Source organism: Paenibacillus sp. 01L418, from assembly GCF_056400045.1.
Genome location: NZ_JBFTSN010000501.1, coordinates 1 through 4,202, shown reverse-complemented (window position 1 = coordinate 4,202; position 4,202 = coordinate 1). Strand labels below are relative to the sequence as shown.

General features: G+C 46.9%; 3 protein-coding genes. All 3 read left to right on the top strand.

What is annotated here, in order from left to right; genetic code table 11:
• Positions 1-418: 418 nt before the first annotated feature.
• The 3 genes from AC1DSE_RS31355 (at position 419) to phnX (ending at position 4,087) form a co-directional block, all read left to right on the top strand.
• On the top strand, positions 419-1,486 hold the full coding sequence (locus AC1DSE_RS31355; RefSeq protein ID WP_477512070.1) for an ABC transporter ATP-binding protein: 1,068 nt from the start codon (positions 419-421) through the stop codon (positions 1,484-1,486).
• 3 nt (positions 1,487-1,489) lie between these two features.
• On the top strand, positions 1,490-3,226 hold the full coding sequence (locus AC1DSE_RS31350) for a putative 2-aminoethylphosphonate ABC transporter permease subunit (protein WP_477512071.1): 1,737 nt from the start codon (positions 1,490-1,492) through the stop codon (positions 3,224-3,226).
• Between the two features lie 63 nt (positions 3,227-3,289).
• On the top strand, positions 3,290-4,087 hold the full coding sequence (gene phnX / locus AC1DSE_RS31345) for a phosphonoacetaldehyde hydrolase (protein WP_477512072.1): 798 nt from the start codon (positions 3,290-3,292) through the stop codon (positions 4,085-4,087).
• The last annotated feature ends 115 nt before the right edge of the window (positions 4,088-4,202 follow it).

Below are 4,202 nucleotides of genomic sequence, written 5' to 3'. Positions count from 1 at the left end.
ATACAGAATGAGAAGAACGAATGATAGATTGCTTTAAAAGTCCTATTTGTAAACCTAATGCTTGCTCGGCTGCTTCGCATGTTGCATCGAGTGCCTCGTCTGTACTTTTCTCATCCCAAATCAGCGTGTTGTCTAAATCGAAAATAATCGTTGTCATAAGTGTTGAACCCGTCCTTTTTTTTAGTTTGTTGTCTTTGCTAAAGAAATGAAAAAAAGGTTGTTGCACATAAAATACAGCATTCGGATCTTTAAAACAACTTAAAACCATAATAAAAGCAATTAAACACACAATCTTTACTTGTGTTTGACACTCACTTAACAAATCTATTTTAAACTGCTAATAGATCAACGATGCAAATGTTTTAACTTCATCATACCGTTCTTGAACGATTATTACGAGAACACAAGGAGAATGAGAATGAAAAATGAAGGATTAGCGATTAATGGTATTCGCAAGGCATTTGGCAGCTTTCAAGCACTCCATGATGTCAGCGTTCATATTCCGAAAGGGAAATTCACATGTCTGCTCGGCCCAAGCGGCTGCGGCAAGACGACATTGCTGCGTATTATCGCAGGTCTTGAACAGACTGATGCCGGCACCGTTATCCTTGATGGAAATGATATTACGACGCAGCATACGTCCAAACGCAACTTTGGCATCGTTTTTCAATCGTATGCGCTATTTCCGAATCTAAGTGTGAGCGACAACATTGGCTATGGTCTCAAAGGGAAACAGCCGAAGCGTCAAATTGAAGAACGCGTGAAGGAAATGCTGGAGCTTATTGGACTGACTGAGGTGAGGGATCGGTATCCAGCACAGCTCTCCGGAGGCCAGCAGCAGCGGGTGGCGCTCGCAAGAGCAATCGCCTTATCGCCTGATATTTTATTGCTGGATGAGCCGCTTTCTGCGCTTGATGCGAAGGTGCGGGAGAAGCTGCGCGAACAGCTATGCGAGCTGCAAGAGCGGCTTGGCATTACGACGGTTATGGTTACGCATGACCAAGAGGAAGCGCTGACGATGGCGGATCAGATTGTCGTCATGGATCAAGGACGGGTTGTCCAAATTGGCACGCCGCAGGAGGTATATGACAAGCCAAATACGCCTTTTGTCGCTGATTTCATTGGGGCTATTAATTTTTTCCCTGTAGGAACAGAAAGATGGATGGGGGCAAGCCCAAATGATTTGTTAGCTATAAGGCCGGAACATATCCAGATTGATGAGGAAAAGCATACGGGCGGCCTATCCAATGATAGCGGAATTAGCGGATTTGTTCAGCATGTGGAGTTTCGTGGCGCATTCTATCGTGTAAGCTTGCAGCTCGCGAATGAACACGGGAAGCACTCGGACATAAGCGTAACGGTAGATATATCCGCGCAAATAGCTAATCGATTTGAATGGTCGCGCAATAAGCTGTTTCATCTTCAAATGCCGAAAGAGCGTATGCTTCATTATCCTGCGGCAATCGCTGGGAACGTGGGGAGGTAGAGAATGAAAGGGAAAATAGATCAAGCTCTGCCCTCGCAGTGGGTGAGAAAAAGCAATCAAAAGTTACGGGAGAGCAATGGCGTTATTAAGCTCTTGCTAGTCCTAGTCCTGCTCACACTTATTACTGTCATTGTTCTGCCGCTGTTCGCGATGTTTAAGCAGGCGTTCATGGATTCAGATGGAAATCTGGTTGGCTTCACTCATTTTTCATCGTATCTGCAGTCAAGATCACTCATTCAATCGATGCTGAACACAATTACCGTATCCACAGCTACAACCGCGATTGCTGTACCGCTTGCCTTTGGGCTGGCGTTCGTACTGACTCGCACAAATATTAAAGGAAAGTCCTTCTTCAAAGCTCTTGCCATGCTGCCCTTATTCGCACCAACTATGATGCACGGGCTCGCGCTTACTTATTTATTTGGTCATCAAGGTCTCATTTCTACCGGATTGTTCGGACTGCTGCCGTTTGAGTGGCGAATTCCGCTCTATGGAAAAGTAGGCATCATCATTTCAGAGGTCATCTATACGTTTCCGCAGGCGTTTCTTATTTTGTGTGCGGGGCTTGCCGTCAGCGATTATCGCTTATATGAGGCAGCAGAGTCGATGGGCGCGAGCAGCTTGCGAAAAATGTTTACCGTAACGCTGCCGTCTGTAAAATATGCGCTGCTCAGCGCAGTCGTCATTTGTTTTACGCTCAGCTTCACCGATTTTGGCGCACCGAAGGTCGTAGGCGGACAGTATAACGTGCTGGCCACTGATATTTTTAAACAGGTTGTCGGCCAGCAAAATATGTCTATGGGAGCTGTAGTCGGCATCGTGCTGACCATTCCCGCCATTCTCGCGTTTATCGTGGATCGAATCGTCACGCGCAAGCAGCAGGCTTACGTCACATCAAAGTCTGTTCCCTACTCCGTGAAGAACAATCGGCTGCGCAATGTTTGGGCGTATACGTATGCGATTGTTTTATCAGCCATGATATTGCTGTTAATGGGAGCTGTTCTGCTTGCTTCGGTCGTGAAGAAGTGGCCGTATGACATGTCGCTAACGTGGAGCAACTTCGACTTCTCCAATGCAGCGGCAGGTGGCTTTGATCCGTTCTGGAACAGCATTGAGATGGCTGCTTGGACCGCGGTAATCGGGACGATCATTACGTTCTTGTTTGCTTATTTGATCGAAAATGGACGTGTCTACCGTCCGATCCGGCAAGCTGCTTATTTCTTGTCGATTTTGCCACTGGCGCTTCCAGGGCTGGTCATCGGATTATCTTTTATTTATTTCTTTAATCATCCGGCCAACCCGTTTCACTTTTTTTATGGAACGATGATCATTCTTGTTTTGGCTAATGTTGTGCATTTTTACTCCGTTCCATTCATGACGGCGACCGCAACTTTAAAAATGCTGGACAAGGAGTTCGACAACGTCTCGGAGTCCATGAATGTCTCAAAGCTGCGGACATTTTCGCGCATTACGGTGCCATTGTCCTTGCCGGCCATATTAGAAATGGCAGTTTACTTTTTCGTAAATGCAATGGTGACGGTATCTGCACTGGTCTTTCTGTATGCGTCGGACTTGCGAATTGCCTCGGTTTCCATCGTCAGCATGGACGATGCGGGCGATACGGCAGCGGCGGCAGCGATGTCAGTACTCGTTGTGCTCCTCAATGTTGTCGTTCGCTTTCTATATGAAGCGGGCACCGCAAGGCTGAGACGCAAAATGTCAGCTTGGCAGAAGCGATAAGGCGATGCCAAAAACAAGTTTTCAACAAAACAATTACACAATATACGATGGAGGTTTTTACTCATGATTAAAACAGTCATATTAGATTGGGCAGGTACAGTGGTTGATTATGGAAGCTTTGCACCGGTTGAAGCGTTTCGCCGCTTATTCGAAGAAAGAGGCATTGAGGCGTCGTTCAAAGCGATTCGGAAGCCGATGGGTCGTATGAAAAAGGATCATTTGCGCGATATTTGCTCCGATCCTGATGTGTCTGCTGCATGGCAAGCGAAGTTTGGCAGCATGCCAAATGAAAATGACATTGATGAAATGTATGAAAAGTTTGAACCGATGTTGTTCTCCATTCTTCATCAATATGCAACACCAGTGCCCGGAGCACTAGCACTTATTGAGAGACTGCGCGAGCAGGGCATCAAGATTGGAACGACGACAGGATATACGCGTCCCATGATGGACATTATTGCTCCGGAAGCTGCGAAGCAGGGATATTCGCCAGATAGTACAGTAACGCCAGATGAAGCAGCCGAAGGCCGCCCGCATCCATGGATGATTTTCCGCAATGCGGAACTGCTCGGTACGTATCCGATGAGCCATATTGTCAAATGCGGCGATACCGAAGCGGATATGAGAGAAGGCCGTCATGCAGGCGTATGGTCAGTAGGCGTTATTTTCGGCGGGAATGAAGTGGGTTTGACACAAGCGGAAACGGAAGCCCTGTCTGAGGGCGAGAAGGAGAAGCTGTTTGTTGAAGTTTCGGATCGCTTGATGCAAGCGGGAGCACATTTTATCATTCGTGAGATTGGCGAGCTGGATGGCGTTATTTCACACATCAACGAAAGACTACAAGCGGGGGATCGTCCATGAAATCACATAATGATGCATTATTGCTAACAGAAAATCCATATCTACTTCTTACGCCAGGACCGCTAACGACGACTCGAACCGTGAAGGAAGCGATGATGAAGGATTGGTGTACGTG